Raw genomic sequence first — 15944 nt, 5'->3', positions numbered from 1 at the left:
AATAAAAAAATCTCCTATTTTATCATAGGAGATTTTTTATTTTTATGCAAATCATCAACTTATATCCAGCCTCTAAAACGCGAAGCTTCAGCCATTTTGCGTACGCCGACCATATATGCAGCTAGCCTCATGTCAATTCTTCGGTTATTAGCCATTTCGTAAATATTGTTAAATGACTTGATCATCATTTTTTCTAATTTTTCTTCTACCTCTTCTTCACTCCAGTAGAAGCCTTGGTTATTCTGAACCCATTCAAAATAAGAAACTGTTACGCCACCGGCACTTGCCAGCACGTCTGGCACAAGCAGAATGTCTCGGTCTGAAAGAATTTTTGTTCCTTCAAGCGTTGTTGGCCCGTTCGCCGCTTCAACGACAATTTTAGCCCGGATATTATGGGCATTTTCTTCTGTAATTTGATTTTCAATCGCAGCAGGAACGAGAATATCACAATCAAGCTCCAGCAGCTCTTGGTTCGTAATGGTATCGTTGAAAAGCTTTGTTACAGTACCGAAGCTGTCGCGTCGGTCGAGTAAATAATCGATATCAAGGCCTTCCGGATCATAAAGTCCGCCATATGCATCTGAGATGCCGACAACCTTTGCTCCCGCATCATGCATGAATTTTGCCAAATAGCTTCCCGCGTTTCCGAAGCCTTGGACAACGACACGCGCACCTTTAATATCGATGCCTTTTTTCTTGGCCGCTTCTTTAATACAGATGGTTACACCTTTTGCTGTCGCAGATTCTCTCCCGTGAGATCCGCCAAGCACAAGCGGCTTGCCTGTAATAAATCCAGGCGAATTAAATTCATCAATTCTTGAATACTCATCCATCATCCAAGCCATGATTTGTGAGTTTGTAAATACATCTGGCGCCGGCACGTCTTTTGTCGGGCCGACAATTTGGCTGATCGCTCTGACATACCCTCTGCTCAGACGCTCCAGCTCTCTAAACGACATATCCCTTGGATCACAAACAATTCCGCCTTTACCACCGCCATATGGAAGATCAATTATGCCGCATTTTAAACTCATCCAAATTGAAAGCGCCTTCACCTCTTTTTCTGTTACGTTCGGGTGAAAACGTATCCCGCCTTTCGTCGGACCGACAGAGTCATTGTGCTGCGCACGATAACCTGTGAAAATCTTTACTGAACCGTCGTCCATACGAACAGGTATTTTTACCGTTAATAACCTCATCGGCTCTTTTAACAGTTCGTATACCTCTTCGGGATACCCCAATTTTTCCAGAGCCTTATGTATTACGGTTTGGGTTGATTTTAATACATCAAGTTTGTCCTCTTCTGTATGACCGGTGTTTCGATCGGCTGCCATTTGAGTTAACCTCCTAGAATCTTCTGTTTCTCACATGCTCCCTTTCAGAGAATAGTATACACCTTCATCTGATCTGTGCATAGAATAAACGTTATGTTTTTCCATGTTTTTTACCGAAAAAAAAACTGCTGTGAAATCAGCAGTTTTCCGTTGCATTCTTATGAAAAATGAGTTTGTATCGTCTCAACGGCATTACCGTCCATAATGAGCTTACCATACTCTTGCAGGCGATAAATTGTTAAAGTTGTCGGATTGCCGTATTCAGCCAGAACCGCCACAACCCCCTCAGCCGTATGTGACCCCAGATCTTCAAGGCTTAAAAAGTACTGCCCGTCATAGTGGTAAACAGTTCCCCCTGTGATACCGATTCGCTGTAAGCTTTCTGAAAGCTGAATGATATCTTCAAAGGAATGGAATTGATATATGATGTCCGCGCTTTCATCAAGCTTGACTTGCATTTCGATGTAATCATCATCATACTCATCGTCTTCTGAATCGGCGTCTTGGTTCTTTGTTACGATCACGACCATCCCTTGTGCTTGGAGAGAATACACTTCCACTGCAATCGGTCCATTCGCTTCAAAGCCGAGCTCTGTATTTGCTTCATTCATCATATCTTTAAATAACTGGTGGACTTTAAATGAGTCCTTCCAGAGGTCTTCTTTTGTCAATCCCCGGTCTGTCAAATCATCGAGGGTTAAAAAGATTTTGATCTTATTATAATTCAGACGCTCAAGCCGCATAACGTTCCCTCCTGCCTCTACTTGCACACAAATCATATAACACATTATATGAGATGATGAGTCATAGGTTCTTAATTGTTATCAGTTTACACTGAGTTCACTAGTAAGACAAGCACAATGCAGTTTTTATTGCCATATGGATTTTTGCTTTTTAGAAGTTACTCTGGTCCGCAAAGAGTCACAATGTGTGTTTCAGGCTCAGCACCTAAACGCAGAGGCACTTTTGTCGTGCCGTAGCCGTTGCTGATCAGATAAGCCGCATTTTTAACAATGCCTGTTTTCCCCAGTTCATAAGGGCCAAATTTCCCAAACCTGATCTGACCTCCATGGGTATGTCCGCTGAATATCACATCAATACCGTCACCTTCATTGATTTGCTCATGAATCTCCGGATTATGACAAACTAGAATATTCAGCTGGCTTTTGTCGAGTTCTTTAATGGCTTCCTCATAATGATCCATCTCCATCCTGATATCATCAACCCCGGCAATCGCAATCGTATGGCCGTTGTGCGAAAACGGAACTGACTCATTCCTCAGAGTGATGACGCCGTGCGCTTTGAATATGGAATACAGCTTATGCTGTTTGACTTCATAATCATTATTCCCCCACACAAATACAACAGGAACTCCTAAATCAGCGAGCCTTTTGATGTTTTCCTCGATTCTCGGAATAGGCACCCCGCCCTCAGCTAAATCTCCGCCGATGATTACGAGGTGAGGGGCATGGCTTCGCGCTTTTTCCAAAAGGTCTTGATCGATAAGACGTTTGTGAATGTCCGAAATAAAAAAGATGGTAAGTGGCGGCTTGCCCTTCATTTTTGATAAAGGAAACGTATGTGTTTTTAAATGGTTGCCTTTTGCAGTTGAATACATTTTTGCCGTCATTGCCGCTGCCGCAACAGTCAGCACACTGGCAATTTTCACTGATAGCTTCATAAAAACTCTCCATTCTTTTTTAGAACTTATCAATAAGACGGACAATAAAAAAAGACGTTTCTACCGTTTGAGAAAACGCCCGATTTTATTTACTTTCAAAATATAGATTAATGTCATATCTGTGCTTCATCATTTGAAAAACAGACTCTCTCGCCTTCCATTTATCCGGCTGCGGCCAAAGATCAGTGCTTTTCTGAATAATTTCGCATCTCAGTTTATGGAAATCACTCTCAGCTTTTTCTTCCTTTTTCTTAAAGTAATATGAAGTGCAGTATGCAAAAGCAGTTGCCATCATCCAAAATAAATAAAAGGTATGGCTGAGCATTTCTTGAAGTATGAGCTGAGGCGCCGGGCTTTTGACCATAATCATAAGACATAATAAGCCTAAGCAAATAAGTGAAGCCCATCGCCATCTGCGGCATTGCAACGCATAATTTTCAAATTTTTGTTTTCGCTTCACCAGCGCTTGGAGCATCTGTTTGGTCGGCGCGTCTGTAAACTGATCCAGCTGATTCCATAAGGATTCCATACGCTTCACACCTTGTCCATTTTCATTGCTACAATATATGAACGTAAAAGAAAAAAAATGCTCTATTCATCCATTAAGGGGATGTCCAAAACTTGTCCGGTGTAAACATCATTTCCATTCAGATGATTATACGCCCGAATTTTTTCTTCTCCTGTCCGGCTTTTATAATACTTCATGGAAATGCGGTATAGCGTTTCTTTCTTTTGAACGGTGTGCTTGACAATGCGATTCGGCTCAGGTTGAGCTGGCTCAGCCGGCTTCTGTTGCTGTTCTTGCCGTTGTACTGTTGATTGGGAAGAGGAAGCAGCCGCGGCGGTTGCTTCCTCCTTATTTGCCGAGTCTTCTTTTTCCGCTACAGCAGTCTGTTTCTGATCAGCAGCTGATTTTGCCGGCTCTTTCGCCTTTGAATCTTCAAGCTTTTTTTTTGACTCCTTTTGCAGTGCTGTCTCTTTGGTGTCTTTAGTGTCGGCATTGTTTTTATCCTCTGATTTCGGGACAACCTCGTATTTGCTTTGGCTGCTGTCGATAAAAACATCTTCATAATCGTCATGATTATCCGGGTGGCTCTTTAAATAAAATAAGGTAACTAAAACGATAACCGGCACAAATACAAATAGTACAGCGAGTACTGTAAATAATGGCGTTTTTGTTTTGCCTTGCTTTTTTTTCTGTTCTCTTTGATTTTTTACGGATTGTCTTGTCGGGAGGCTTTCACCATCATCATCGACATAATCGTCCGCCAATGCGGCATTTTGATCTTCATAAAGATTCTGGGCTTTTCTTCTCTCTACTCTCGACATGTTCGTCATGTTTATCCCTCCTCACATGTTCAAAACGAATCTGACAGGCAAACACGGCATCAATGATAAAATGTGCCGTCATCGGAACAAATAAGTTACCGGTCCATTCATACATCAGACCAAGTAAAAAGCTGATTGCTGTCACCATAATAAATAACAGCCATTTTGACAAATACCGAAAGTGCAGAACGGCAAAGATAAGGCTGGCCGCCCATAAACCGATATGAGTCTGCAGCACTCCTCTGAATAACATTTCTTCCGCGAAAGCAATCAGAAGCGTTAAAAATATAATATGAGGGATTGACCTCTTACTGAATATTTTTTTATTGATTCCGCCGTCATCATATAAATGATGTGGGCACCATTTCATTATTGCCATATCGGCTAAAATAACAATAACCGCTATAGAAACACCATACCAGATGATTCGCATATCGTGAATGTCCCAGAGCTTTAGTACATCTCGTATATCCTCAAAAAAGAACAGCCCTGCTGCAGCTGCGGCAAAGATAATGAGTAACTGCGTCAAATATAACTGCTTCAGCATATCACGGTCAGACATATGCTGAATATAATCTATTTGCTGTTTCAGTTCAGCTCACCTACAGTCTGCAAGCTGAATATCCGGTGCAATTCCGAACTCCAGCTGTCTAATGGCGCCATTTTACTCCGTTCCCCTATTTGTTCATACAAGGATAAATCAAAACCACAATGAGAACAGCACGGGAAGTTTCCGGCATCTGGCTCGTACGATTCATCAAAGTAGGTTAACAGCGACTGCCTTAAACAGCCCTCACGCTGAAGCAGAAAAGAAACACGGCGCATTTTTTCCAGCTTCAGCTCCATGCGATATGAAATTTCTTTCTTCATCAGTTCAACTGACGTTTTCCCCTGCATAAAGAGATGAATCATCGTACGGGCCTGTGTCTCTCCGGCGCCATACTGCATTAATACGTCACGCAGTCTTCTCTCATCCCGCTCCTCCGTCTTCTCTAGCACACCAATCACGTCGGCGATTTCTTCAGCTGTGACACTCTCCATTTGGATAATCTGCTCCTGCAATTCAAAATCCCCTGGCGCCCGCAGCAAAATGCTGACACTCGGCTTTCCATCGCGGCCCGCTCTGCCGATTTCCTGCATAAAAGCTTCAGCCGTCTGCGGAAGGTGAAAATGAATCACATATCTGATATCAGGTTTATCGACACCCATTCCAAACGCATTCGTACAACATATCACATCAAGCTGGTTATGAATAAACTGCTGCTGAATTAAAATTCTGTCACCTGACTCCAAACCGCCATGGTAAAAGTCTGCTCTGCTGCTTGTTTTGCTTTTAATTTCACCAGCTAATTCCTCGGCCCATTTCCGTGTCGGACAATAAACAATTCCCGGACCTTGCAGGTTTTCAACCAGCTGAATGACCCTATCTATTTTTTCGGCCGCATCCGCCGCATTTTCAACCTTAAGTGCGATATTCGGGCGGTTGACTGAGTTGAGATGCTGGTCAGCATGCTGCAGCTCCAGCAGGTTCATGACATCTTGCAGCGTATCCTTTGTAGCCGTAGCAGTCAATGCCAAAACGGGCGGGTGTCCCAGTATTTTTCTCAGTTGTCCGAGCTTTGAATAGTCAGGCCTGAAGTCGTGGCCCCATTCAGATATACAATGTGCTTCATCAATAACAAAAAGGCTGATCGGAACGTTTTTCAATTTTTCCAATACATATGGAGACTGCAGAGCCTCAGGAGACAAGTACAAAAATTTATATTGATGAATATGTTCTAAAACAAATTGTCTTTCCTGCCTGTTAAGCATGCTGTTCAAAGCGGCCGCACGCTTTTCTCCTCGGGCTTTCAGCTGCTGCACCTGATCTTCCATTAAAGAAAGCAGTGGAGAAACGATTAATACCATGCCGTCAAGCATATAACCAGGCAGCTGGTAGCAAAGCGATTTCCCTCCCCCAGTCGGGAGCATTGCAATGGTATCCTTCCCGCTGAGAATACTTCTAATAATGTCCTCCTGCCCTTTTTTAAAGGAAGTAAAACCAAAATAATGATGTAACGTTTGCTGTAATCTACTCATATTGCTGCACCTGCTTTGTCAATGCCAGTCTGATTTGAAAGTAGCTGAACCGCTGCCCCAGACCGTCACGAATTTGTTTGATTTTGTTCGTCTGCATCCGTTTGGCAAACGCTGCAATTTGGATTTGATCTTCTGCTGATACATAGTCATTAATTATAAACGCAGGCTCGTGAAGAGAAATCTCAACAATATGGTCTTCGATCGTCGCTGTTTTCAGCTTTCTGATTTCGGCAATTCGATGTATCGGGAACCCTTGTTTGACCATCTGCCATGTTTTCCTCGTTGACTCTGTCAGGGCATTATCTAAATGCACATCAGAAAGTAGATCCTTTAACAAAGCATCTTCACACTCGGGAAGAGAATGAATAAAATAATGTACCGAAGCCCAAAACATGATATAGACATACCATTCATCTTCTTTCAGCGTGTCAGCAAGCTGCCTGCTCGTATAACCGATCCGATCGTGCGAGGTTAAGGAGTAGACAAAAATTTGCGCTGCTTTGTCTTCGATCTTTTTCAAATGCGCCTCAAGCATGGCAAAAAGGCTCCTTGCCATCTCTTTATGATCCGTATGCCGGGACAGGTATTTCTTTACCCAGTGAAGTGTCTTGTAATCCTTTGTGACAGGAATATATCGCCTGCTCCCTTGCTGCTTATGGGATAAGACCTGCACAAGCAGCGAAAGCCTTTTCCAAAGCACGCTGGCAGCCTGCTGATAATGAGCACCGTGGCAATGAACGGGCCAAGGCCGCTCACTAAGGGCATGCCTCAAAACTCCTTCGCCGCTGGCTGTTACTTTGTATGTATCTGTTTCAGACAAAGGTGCGAGATATGAATGCTTTTCAAGCTTGTCAAGCGACGCAGAAATATCGTTTCTCGAACATTGCGCCGCCATTCCAAAGTATTTTGCAGTCTGAAATAAGCCGGCATCTTGAATGGTTTGTGACGATCTCTTGCCTTTGAATAGGTGAAAAACAGCGCTTCCCGACCGTTCCCCATTTATTTTGCAAAGGCAATCGAGAACCATAATATCGAAGTAATTTAATGACAACCTATTCACCCACATTCTTCCTGACAAAAATCGTTGATTTGCTCTTTTTATTTTAACAGATTTCAAACAGAAATCGACGTTTAAAGTCATCATTAAGGGGGATGTTATGTAGATAACCCCTTATGTGATAAGCATTCTCAATCATTTTTCTGTTGAAATGTGGCAGCAACATCATTACAATAAGTAAGAGGAATAGGTGTTAAATTGATTAAATTATAAAGATTGATCCATTTGTTCCACCAAGAACAATCTGGGAGGTTTTATTCATGGCAAAGTACACAATCGTAGACAAAGATACATGTATTGCATGCGGCGCTTGCGGAGCTGCTGCACCAGACATTTACGATTACGATGATGAAGGCATCGCGTTCGTAACGCTTGACGAAAACAAAGGTGTCGTCGAAGTTCCTGAGGTACTGGAAGAAGATATGATTGACGCATTTGAAGGATGCCCTACTGATTCCATCAAAGTGGCGGATGAGCCATTTGAAGGCGACCCGCTTAAATTTGAATAGAAGTAACAAAAAAAGCTCCCCGGCGGGAGCTTTTTTATTTAATGGATATGTGCACTTCGCTGCTGCTCAATCCATGGCTTAAGCTTGATAAAAATAAGTGAGAAAACAACCGTAATCACAATACCTTTTATCATGTTAAACGGCAGGATACCCGCGACGACTGCTGTTTTCAGCGCGCTGTCGGATAATGCCGGTGAATGTAAAAACCACGTGTATGCAGGAAGAATCAGAACATAATTTAAAATGCTCATCAAAATGGTCATCGCTGCAGTTCCCAAAAGCAGGCTGACAGCCAAACCCTTTGCTGAGTTGAGCTTTTTAAATAAGAAAGCAGTCGGCAATATAAAGAGTGTTCCTGCAATAAAATTCGCAATTTGCCCTACAGGAACTCCTGCCATGCTTCCCTGAATGATATACTGAAGAACATTTTTTATCGCTTCTACGGCAATACCCGCCAAAGGTCCGTAAATCAGAATGGCAATAATAGCAGGAACGTCGCTAAAATCGATTTTCAAATAATCCGGAAGACCCGGAAACGGGAAATTTAACAGCATCAAAACAAATGCAATGCTGCTCAGCATACTGACCACAACTAATTTTTTTACTTTCACTTCACTCTCTCCTTTTCGATCACATCTTACTCGAAAACGGAAAGGTCCTTTTCCAGCCAATAAAAAAACCGCTTCATATATAAAAGCGGGGTTTCGAAAATGAGGCTAGGCAAAGAAACGTTTGAAAACTTTAATTTCAAAACGCTTATGAACCTCCATCTTCTCCCATCCAGACTGTACTGTCGGCTCCGGAATCTCACCGAATCCTGCTGTAAAAACAGCTCGCGGGCTTAGAGCCATTGGCTCATCACCGCCGGTAGGGAATTTCACCCTGCCCCGAAGATTGATCATATGAAATTTAGTTCCATTATAAACGATAACTGGTTGGCTGTATAGAGAATTGCTTCAAATTATAAATATTGCCTATAAGCTGTCAGAACATTGATATATTAGGCTTTACTTTTATCCTTTACTGCGTCAATACACGTTGACACTCTTTTGAGAATATGTTAAATTATCAGATATTTAGTTTGTCAATTTAGGAGGAAATCTAACGATGTTTCGAGTATTGGTCTCAGACAAAATGAGCAACGACGGTTTACAGCCACTTATTGAATCAGACTTTATTGAAATCGTTCAAAAAAACGTAGCAGATGCAGAAGATGAATTACATACTTTTGATGCTCTTTTGGTGCGAAGTGCGACAAAAGTAACAGAAGACCTTTTCAACAAAATGACTTCTTTAAAAATTGTCGGAAGAGCCGGTGTCGGTGTCGATAATATCGATATTGATGAGGCAACTAAACACGGGGTAATCGTGATCAACGCTCCGAACGGCAACACCATTTCAACAGCTGAGCATACATTTGCGATGATCTCTTCTTTAATGAGACATATTCCTCAGGCTAATATCTCAGTGAAATCCAGAGAGTGGAACCGTACAGCTTACGTCGGTTCAGAGCTTTATGGAAAAACGCTTGGTATTGTAGGATTAGGCCGAATCGGAAGCGAAATTGCACAGCGTGCGAGAGCGTTCGGTATGACTGTGCACGTTTTTGATCCTTTCTTAACGGAAGAAAGAGCGAAAAAAATCGGCGTAAACAGCCGTACATTTGAAGAAGTGCTAGAAAGTGCGGATATTATTACCGTTCACACGCCTTTAACAAAAGAAACAAAAGGCTTATTGAATAAAGAAACGATTGCAAAAACGAAAAAAGGTGTTCGCTTAATTAACTGTGCGCGAGGCGGTATTATCGATGAAGAAGCACTTCTCGAAGCTTTGGAAAGCGGGCATGTTGCCGGAGCGGCGCTTGACGTTTTCGAAGTTGAACCGCCAGTTGACAACAAACTCGTTGATCATCCATTAGTCATTGCCACTCCTCACCTGGGAGCATCAACGAAAGAAGCACAGCTCAATGTCGCGGCACAAGTGTCAGAAGAAGTTCTGCAGTTCGCAAAAGGTCTACCTGTTATGTCAGCTATTAACCTGCCTGCTATGACAAAAGATGAATTCGCTAAAATTAAACCCTACCATCAAATTGCAGGAAAAATTGGCAGCCTTGTATCACAGTGCATGAAAGAACCGGTACAGGATGTTGCCATTCAATATGAAGGCACAATTGCCAAACTTGAAACATCGTTCATTACAAAAGCCCTTCTGTCAGGCTTTTTAAAACCGCGCGTTGACTCTACTGTTAATGAGGTCAATGCCGGGGGTGTCGCAAAAGAACGCGGCATTAGCTTCAGTGAAAAAATTTCCTCTTCTGAATCTGGATACGATAACTGCATCAGCGTAAAAGTGACAGGAGACCGAAGCACCTTTACTGTAACGGCTACGTATATTCCTCATTTCGGGGAACGTATTGTCGAGATCAACGGATTTAATATCGATTTTTATCCGACAGGTCACTTGGTATATATCCAGCATCAAGATACAACAGGTGTTATTGGCCGAGTAGGACGTATTCTCGGGGATAACGATATTAACATTGCAACCATGCAGGTTGGCCGTAAGGAAAAAGGCGGAGAAGCCATCATGATGCTTTCCTTTGACAGACATCTGGAAGATAAAATTGTGAAAGAACTAACAAATGTCCCTGATATTGTGTCTGTGAAGCTCATTGATCTACCATAATCAAAAAAACTCAAGCTATATAGCTTGAGTTTTTTTTGTTCTATTCTCGTGTGTTGTTTTTATGCAAAATGTCTAAGACACTCCTTAGCTCAGAAACAGGTATTTGGCCTGGCGCCGACGCCTCTTCTCCCGCGCCAAAAGTACAGGCCGATCCAAAAATCTCACCGCTCAGCCTGCTGATGAGCCCTGTGGCAGCCATTGACATTGTAATAATGGGACGGTCTGCATATTTTGTTTTCATTGTATACGTCGCATCAAGCAGCGTTAAAAGATCTCCAGTATCATTCGGCATGACAGCCATTTTTGGAATATGCGCGCCTAAATCCTGCATTTTTCGAAGTCTGGAAAGAATTTCATCTTTTGCAGGTGTTTTTTCAAAGTCGTGATTTGACATCACCACATAGACGTTGTTTTCTTCCGCCAGTGACACTAACGATTTTACATGTGCATCTCCTGTAAATAATTCGATGTCTACCAGATCGATGTCTTTTGTTTGGATTGCCGATTCCAGCAAAGCAAGATAGGAGCTTTCGTCTATTTCCAGGCTTCCTCCTTCTTTATGGGTTCTGAATGTAAATAGAAATAGCTCGTCCGCTAAAGACTTACGAAGCTTAGAAATCATCTTTGTGACCGCTTCTCTGTCATTCGCTTTTTCAAATACGTCAACTCGCCACTCTACAATATCCGGATTCAGAAGTTTTACAGCTTCTGCTTCATTCAAAATTTGTTCTTCCGTTTTTCCCATCAGCGGAACGATGATTTTCGGCATCCCTTCTCCGATGGAAACTCCTTTAATCGTTAACACGTTCACTCGTCTCAAATCCTTTCAATCGTTACCTTGTTTTATTATACACGCACAACTTTTTTTTGAAAATTTCTATTATATGAACAGCAACTAAAAAAGAGCCCAAAAGGCCCTTTTTAGTTTAAGAAAATCGGATTTGGAGCAGCTGGCACCGGTATTGCATCTGATATGTCATATTTGCCGATTTTTTTCGTTCTGGTTTCCGTAAAGGTCACTTCTGTGAAACCAAACTCTTTTGCAGTTAAAAGTAGTCCCTCAATCATTAAAATACCGGCAATAGAATCATCAACTTCTGAGTCCTTTGAGAAGCGGATATATAAGTGTTTCTGTTTCTTCGTTACAGATTGGACAGCACCCGCTTGAATAAGAGGTCTCGTATCTTCTTGACTGCTCGAGTCCATTTCCATAATTGCTTCTTTTACTGTATCAAAAGAATTTTTTGACGGAACGAGAAAGTCTTGTCCCTGTTTATTTTGGTACAAGTAGTAGGATCGTTTTGACTGTTTGGGAATCGAAATTTCCGTAAAAGTGCCATATGAGCCAAGCCGAACCCCAGGCTCATTTTGATCCGAAAGAAATTTTATTTTTTCATAAGGACTCCATTTTAAGGATTCTTTCAGCAATTTTTTTAATAGTGTATCATCTTTTACAGAAAAAGCCGTAATAGGCTGATGGACTCGTACACTTAATTCCTTCTGCTTTGGGTTTTCCTTTATTTCTACTTCATCTATGAAGGATGGAATCGTAATGGCATGATCAAAGATATCCAATTCACTACTTACAAACAGCATATCCTGTATCGTTTGGTATGCATTTGTTTTTTGGATGCTGATGGGTATGATTGCGGATGTATCGGCATCAGCAACCGCTACAGTGATGTAATTGTCTTGTTCCTTTTCAGGTACAACATACGATGTCTGATCCAGGGATGATGTAGCTTTTGGGCTGTCTTCTGTCTCAGTTTTCGTTACTGCGTGCTCTTGGGACGCTTCTTTTTGTTGAGGCTGTGCCTGATCAAAGAAATGAGGAGAAATAATGAAGGCGATATAAACCGCAATTGCAGCGGCACACGCGGGGCCAATCCACCTGACAGCGGGCTTTTTTTTACGCTTTGCCATCGTCAGCCGCTTGTAAATATCCTGAGGCGAACGATGGTCTTTAACTGCCGGAAGTTGACTTAGCAACTCCTTTATCTGTTCTTCGTTCCATTCTGACTTCATCATCCATTAGCTCCTCCCTCAAAAGCTCCATATGTTTCCGAAGTACTTTGAGCCCTCTGTGTTGGGTCGTTTTTACTTTGCTTTCCGAGAAGCGCAGAGCCTTGGCTGTTTCCTGTATTGAATATCCCTGAATAAACCGCAAGATAATCACAGCTCTTTGATCGATCGTACATTGATCAAGTGCAGCATAAATTTCCCGGGCATTTTCATGTTGAACCGCAAGTTCGTCCGGAAGCAATTGCTGATCCCTGACATCCTGTGTATCCCAGTCAAATGTGCCAAGTATACGCTGTCTGATCGTTTGCTGTTTACGGAACCAGTCTATCGCTACATGGCGTGCGATAGACAAAAGCCATGTTTTTTCACTGCTTCTTCCTTCAAACGTATGATAAGAATTTAATACACGGATATAAACCTCTTGAAGAAGATCTTCTGTCTGGTTTTTATCCTTTACCATATAAAATAAAAATTGGTACAAATCTTGATGATATGTATCATATAATAATTGAAAGGTTTCTTCCATTTGAAACCCCTCCGTTCACTTTTTTGTCGTATGAATAGCTTGAAAAGTTACATTACAACTATATTACGAGAAACTGGAATTTGGAAGGGAATTTATATTAACATATCCTTAAATTTTATTAATGTTGGCTATTAAAAAAACACCCGCTCAATCAGCGGGTGTTTCTTATGGAACAAGATTCTTCGGCAAATTCAGACTCGATTTTACCGTTTTGTCGGAATATAAAAAGTAAATGTTGTTCCTTTATCTATTCGGCTGTGCACAGTAATCGATCCGTTGTGGGCTTCCACGATATTTTTAACGATAGCCAGCCCTAGACCGGTTCCTGCTCTGCCCCTTGTCCGCGCTTTATCTGCCTTATAAAACCGCTCAAAGATAAATGGCAGATCTTCTTCTGGTATGCCGGATCCGGAGTCTTTGATATCAACTTTCAATCCATCCTTTACAGAATGGACTGTAATGGAGACACTGCCGCCAGATGAAGTATGACGCAGCGCGTTATCGATCAAATTGGTAAATACCTGCTCCATCTTGTCTTCATCAAACATAAATTCCTCTTCTGCGAGAGAAATGTCATGATGTAAAGCAATATCTTTTTCTTTAGCAACACCGGAAAACTTCCGAATAATCTTCTCTAAAAATTCATTGACATTGATTTTTTCATAATGCAAACCTGTATGGCCTGATTCCATTCGGGCTAAATCAAGCAAATCATTAACTAGTCGGCCCATTCGGAGCGATTCGTCATAAATGATTTGGGCGATTTCTTTCCGGTCTTCTTCAGAGCTTGCAATGTCATCGACAATCGCTTCACTGTATCCCTGTAGCATAGAGATCGGTGTTCTCAGCTCATGACTGACATTTGCGATAAAGTCCTCCCGCAGTTTATCAAGGCGGCGTTCTTCAGTCATGTCACGCAGTACGGCAACTGCTCCTCTGACGTGCGATTCCGCGTAAAGCGGCGACATCAAAAGCACCCATGATCTGCCTTGCAGCGTCATCTCAATCATTTGTTCTTTTTCAGTGCTGACAGCATTTTGGAACAGTTCTTTTGCTTCAGGCGGAAGGTTGTCGCCTTCTTTGATATTCATGTTCTGCTCATAATACCAAGCCTGAAGAAAACGTTCAGCAGGCGGGTTGGTCACAAGAATCGTACCGTCAATATTAATGGTAATAACCCCGTCAGCCATACTGCTCAAAATGTTAGAAAGCTGCTCTTTTTCTTGATTGAGCGCATTGATATGAAAGTTAAGCTGCCGGCCCATTTGATTAAAAGCGGTCGCAAGTTCACCGATTTCATCCTGGGTTAAAATCGGGATTTTTGTATCGAACTTGCCCTTCGCCAAATCTTGCGCGCCTTCTCTCATTTTTCGGAGCGGGTACGTGACCCTGCTTGATAAAAAGAATGCGAAAAATGTGGTCAGCACAATCGCGATCCCCGCGGCAAGAAAAATATAGCGGGTCGTATGTTTTGTTGTATCTTTCACGGCAAGCAAAGACTGGGATAAAAAGACCATGCCTTTCTTTCCGTCTTTTTCATACGGGACACCTACAATCAAGCGTTCATTATCCGTATCTGTATCACTCAGTCCCGTTCGTTTGCTTACTTTTTTATGGTCTCGGAGAGCTTTATTTAAGTCTTTGTCATGCTGTATTTGCTCAACCGTAATAGACGACAGGCGATTTTTGTCATTGGGAGAATACCAGTACTTTTTCTCATCCTGGATGATGGCAATGCTTGTTAAGTTATCAGCGAGCTCCCAAGTGATTGATCGTGCCAGTGCCTGGTCCTCGTGATTTTCCAAGATGACAGCTACTTTATTCGCAAGCTGTGTTAAATCATTCTCAGCTTCTTCCACATGGTAGTTTTCAATAAACTCCAGCAAAAGAACCGTTAAAATGAACAATACGATCAAGACGAGTGAAAGGATCGTAAACCACAGCTTGCCTACTACGCTTTTCCAAAATTTCATTCAGCGCCGACCTCAAATTTATAACCTACACCCCATACGGTGACAATTTTTTTCGCAGCTTCCGGAGATACCTTGTTCAGCTTCTCTCTCAGGCGTTTGACGTGAGTGTCCACTGTCCGTAAATCACCAAAAAACTCATATTGCCACACTTCTTTCAGAAGCTTTTCCCGATCATACACCTTGTCAGGCGTTTTCGCTAAGAAGTATAGAAGTTCATACTCTTTTGGCGTCAGGCTTACTTCCGTTCCATCAGCCGTTACGCGGTGAGCATCATGGTCAATAGACAAATGTGAAAACACGAGCACATTTTTCGTCGGTGTATTGGCATTGAAATAAGAGGTTTGGGATGCTCTTCTCAAAAGGGCCTTTACCCGCAGCACGACTTCTCTCGGACTAAACGGCTTAACAATATAATCATCTGTTCCTGCTTCAAACCCCTGCACCCGGTTTGCTTCTTCTCCTTTTGCGGTCAGCATGATAATGGGTGTCGCTTTTTTTTCGCGAATTTGCCGGCACACTTCAATTCCGTCAGTTCCCGGCATCATCAGATCAAGCAAAATCAGGTCATAATTGGCTTCAAGCCCTTTGGCAATGGCTTCATCACCATTTTCCGCTTCATCTATAACATAATTTTCACGTTCAAGATACATTCTTAAAAGGCGGCGAATTCTGGCTTCGTCATCAACTACTAATATTTTTGTTTCGTTCGTTTGGTCCATGTTTTCCCCCTGCTTTCCTTCTGTTACTTT

Annotated in this window: 16 protein-coding genes and 1 riboswitch; of the genes, 2 read left to right on the top strand and 14 right to left on the bottom strand. The window is 42.2% G+C overall.

What is annotated here, in order from left to right; all coding sequences use genetic code 11:
- Positions 1-59: 59 nt before the first annotated feature.
- The 8 genes from gudB to QA442_RS10215 all read right to left on the bottom strand — a co-directional run bounded on the left by gudB (position 60) and on the right by QA442_RS10215 (position 7474).
- The gene (gudB, locus tag QA442_RS10250) at positions 60-1334 is read right to left on the bottom strand and encodes an NAD-specific glutamate dehydrogenase (RefSeq protein WP_014664433.1); all 1275 of its coding nucleotides are present in this window, start codon (positions 1332-1334) and stop codon (positions 60-62) included.
- 158 nt (positions 1335-1492) lie between these two features.
- Positions 1493-2077, bottom strand: a complete 585-nt coding sequence (locus QA442_RS10245; RefSeq protein WP_003230533.1) for a genetic competence negative regulator — start codon at positions 2075-2077, stop codon at positions 1493-1495.
- 158 nt (positions 2078-2235) lie between these two features.
- Positions 2236-3015, bottom strand: a complete 780-nt coding sequence (locus tag QA442_RS10240) for a metallophosphoesterase (protein ID WP_095431505.1) — start codon at positions 3013-3015, stop codon at positions 2236-2238.
- An 85-nt stretch (positions 3016-3100) separates the two neighbouring features.
- On the bottom strand, positions 3101-3544 hold the full coding sequence (locus QA442_RS10235; protein ID WP_095431504.1) for a YpbF family protein: 444 nt from the start codon (positions 3542-3544) through the stop codon (positions 3101-3103).
- Positions 3545-3606: 62 nt separating this feature from the next.
- Complete coding sequence (locus QA442_RS10230; protein ID WP_040082752.1) at positions 3607-4353, bottom strand: LysM peptidoglycan-binding domain-containing protein; 747 nt, start codon at positions 4351-4353, stop codon at positions 3607-3609.
- A complete protein-coding gene (locus QA442_RS10225) occupies positions 4304-4906 on the bottom strand; it encodes a CPBP family intramembrane glutamic endopeptidase (protein WP_176465941.1) in 603 nt (200 codons plus the stop codon). Before QA442_RS10225 ends, QA442_RS10230 begins: the two co-directional genes overlap by 50 nt.
- A gap of 26 nt (positions 4907-4932) precedes the next feature.
- On the bottom strand, positions 4933-6423 hold the full coding sequence (locus tag QA442_RS10220; RefSeq protein WP_095431503.1) for a RecQ family ATP-dependent DNA helicase: 1491 nt from the start codon (positions 6421-6423) through the stop codon (positions 4933-4935).
- Positions 6416-7474 (bottom strand): YpbB family protein, encoded by a 1059-nt coding sequence (locus QA442_RS10215; RefSeq protein ID WP_095431641.1) that lies wholly within the window; start codon positions 7472-7474, stop codon positions 6416-6418. The genes QA442_RS10220 and QA442_RS10215 overlap by 8 nt, the downstream gene beginning before the upstream one ends.
- A gap of 266 nt (positions 7475-7740) precedes the next feature.
- Here QA442_RS10215 and QA442_RS10210 point away from each other — a divergent pair, with 266 nt between their 5' ends.
- The gene (locus QA442_RS10210) at positions 7741-7989 is read left to right on the top strand and encodes a ferredoxin (RefSeq protein ID WP_003225461.1); all 249 of its coding nucleotides are present in this window, start codon (positions 7741-7743) and stop codon (positions 7987-7989) included.
- Positions 7990-8027: 38 nt separating this feature from the next.
- Here QA442_RS10210 and fmnP read toward each other — a convergent pair whose 3' ends face one another.
- Positions 8028-8600: a riboflavin transporter FmnP gene (gene fmnP / locus QA442_RS10205; protein ID WP_014664441.1), complete on the bottom strand. Its 573-nt coding sequence runs from the start codon at positions 8598-8600 to the stop codon at positions 8028-8030.
- A 153-nt stretch (positions 8601-8753) separates the two neighbouring features.
- Positions 8754-8888, bottom strand: a riboswitch (FMN riboswitch).
- Positions 8889-9096: 208 nt separating this feature from the next.
- Here fmnP and serA point away from each other — a divergent pair.
- Complete coding sequence (serA, locus tag QA442_RS10200) at positions 9097-10674, top strand: phosphoglycerate dehydrogenase (RefSeq protein ID WP_095431502.1); 1578 nt, start codon at positions 9097-9099, stop codon at positions 10672-10674.
- A 40-nt stretch (positions 10675-10714) separates the two neighbouring features.
- Here the strand turns inward: serA and aroD are convergent, their stop codons facing one another.
- From aroD to resD, 5 genes are all read right to left on the bottom strand, one after another.
- A complete protein-coding gene (gene aroD / locus QA442_RS10195) occupies positions 10715-11485 on the bottom strand; it encodes a type I 3-dehydroquinate dehydratase (protein ID WP_095431501.1) in 771 nt (256 codons plus the stop codon).
- Positions 11486-11595: 110 nt separating this feature from the next.
- Entirely contained in the window at positions 11596-12702 is a 1107-nt protein-coding gene (locus tag QA442_RS10190; RefSeq protein WP_069839197.1) for a GerMN domain-containing protein, read from the bottom strand.
- Positions 12638-13222 carry an RNA polymerase sigma factor SigX gene (gene sigX / locus QA442_RS10185; RefSeq protein ID WP_069149801.1) on the bottom strand — a complete coding sequence of 195 codons (585 nt, stop codon included), beginning with the start codon at positions 13220-13222 and terminating at the stop codon, positions 12638-12640. Before sigX ends, QA442_RS10190 begins: the two co-directional genes overlap by 65 nt.
- Positions 13223-13425: 203 nt before the next feature.
- Positions 13426-15195, bottom strand: coding sequence for a sensor histidine kinase ResE (resE, locus tag QA442_RS10180; protein ID WP_040082745.1), 1770 nt, complete (start codon positions 15193-15195; stop codon positions 13426-13428).
- Positions 15192-15914, bottom strand: a complete 723-nt coding sequence (gene resD / locus QA442_RS10175; RefSeq protein WP_040082743.1) for a DNA-binding response regulator ResD — start codon at positions 15912-15914, stop codon at positions 15192-15194. The genes resE and resD overlap by 4 nt, the downstream gene beginning before the upstream one ends.
- Between the last annotated feature and the right edge of the window lie 30 nt (positions 15915-15944).

This window comes from Bacillus stercoris (genome assembly GCF_029772985.1).
In the GTDB taxonomy this organism is placed as follows: Bacteria; Bacillota; Bacilli; order Bacillales; family Bacillaceae; genus Bacillus; species Bacillus stercoris.
This window is presented reverse-complemented; position numbering and strand designations above follow the sequence as displayed.

What these genes read in the sequence shown, in the direction of transcription:
- resD (WP_040082743.1), bottom strand. Translation starts at nt 15,914, where the DNA reads ATGGACCAAACGAACGAAACAAAAATATTAGTAGTTGATGACGAAGCC.
- QA442_RS10245 (WP_003230533.1), bottom strand. Translation starts at nt 2,077, where the DNA reads ATGCGGCTTGAGCGTCTGAATTATAATAAGATCAAAATCTTTTTAACC.
- QA442_RS10190 (WP_069839197.1), bottom strand. Translation starts at nt 12,702, where the DNA reads ATGATGAAGTCAGAATGGAACGAAGAACAGATAAAGGAGTTGCTAAGT.
- gudB (WP_014664433.1), bottom strand. Translation starts at nt 1,334, where the DNA reads ATGGCAGCCGATCGAAACACCGGTCATACAGAAGAGGACAAACTTGAT.
- resE (WP_040082745.1), bottom strand. Translation starts at nt 15,195, where the DNA reads ATGAAATTTTGGAAAAGCGTAGTAGGCAAGCTGTGGTTTACGATCCTT.
- serA (WP_095431502.1), top strand. Translation starts at nt 9,097, where the DNA reads ATGTTTCGAGTATTGGTCTCAGACAAAATGAGCAACGACGGTTTACAG.
- QA442_RS10220 (WP_095431503.1), bottom strand. Translation starts at nt 6,423, where the DNA reads ATGAGTAGATTACAGCAAACGTTACATCATTATTTTGGTTTTACTTCC.
- QA442_RS10210 (WP_003225461.1), top strand. Translation starts at nt 7,741, where the DNA reads ATGGCAAAGTACACAATCGTAGACAAAGATACATGTATTGCATGCGGC.
- QA442_RS10230 (WP_040082752.1), bottom strand. Translation starts at nt 4,353, where the DNA reads ATGACGAACATGTCGAGAGTAGAGAGAAGAAAAGCCCAGAATCTTTAT.
- QA442_RS10235 (WP_095431504.1), bottom strand. Translation starts at nt 3,544, where the DNA reads ATGGAATCCTTATGGAATCAGCTGGATCAGTTTACAGACGCGCCGACC.
- QA442_RS10240 (WP_095431505.1), bottom strand. Translation starts at nt 3,015, where the DNA reads ATGAAGCTATCAGTGAAAATTGCCAGTGTGCTGACTGTTGCGGCAGCG.
- sigX (WP_069149801.1), bottom strand. Translation starts at nt 13,222, where the DNA reads ATGGAAGAAACCTTTCAATTATTATATGATACATATCATCAAGATTTG.
- QA442_RS10225 (WP_176465941.1), bottom strand. Translation starts at nt 4,906, where the DNA reads ATGTCTGACCGTGATATGCTGAAGCAGTTATATTTGACGCAGTTACTC.